Source organism: Aequorivita vitellina (assembly GCF_022008365.1).
GTDB lineage: Bacteria > Bacteroidota > Bacteroidia > Flavobacteriales > Flavobacteriaceae > Aequorivita > Aequorivita vitellina.
Map to the genome: position 1 here is coordinate 1 of NZ_JAIRBA010000154.1, position 419 is coordinate 419.

A 419-nucleotide genomic window follows, 5' to 3' on the forward strand; every position below is an offset into this window, starting at 1 on the left:
AACAGACAACAGACAACAGACAACTACACCCTACAACCTACTACCTAAAATGACATCCGAATGAAACCCAACCTATCCACCGCCATCCAAGCCGCTTTAAGAGCAGGGGAGGAGATATTAAAAATTTATGATACCAATTTTAAGGTAGCTCTTAAAAATGACAACACCCCTTTAACTATAGCCGATGAAAATGCCAATGAGATAATAATGAGTTTTTTACGGCCTACCAATATTCCTATTATCAGCGAGGAAAACCGCCAACTCGATTATTCCGAAAGACAGCATTGGACGCGTTGCTGGCTTGTAGATCCGTTAGATGGCACCAAGGAATTTGTAAAGCGCAACGGCGAGTTCACCGTAAACATAGCCTTAATTGAAAATGGCAATCCCGTTTTAGGCGTTATCTATATTCCCGTTTC

The 419-nt window shown here is 41.5% G+C and carries 1 protein-coding gene; it reads left to right on the forward strand.

Annotated elements, in window-relative coordinates:
* Window positions 1-60: 60 nt before the first annotated feature.
* A partial coding sequence (locus K8089_RS16755) for a 3'(2'),5'-bisphosphate nucleotidase CysQ family protein (RefSeq protein WP_277612618.1) occupies window positions 61-419 on the forward strand: 359 nt, incomplete at its 3' end.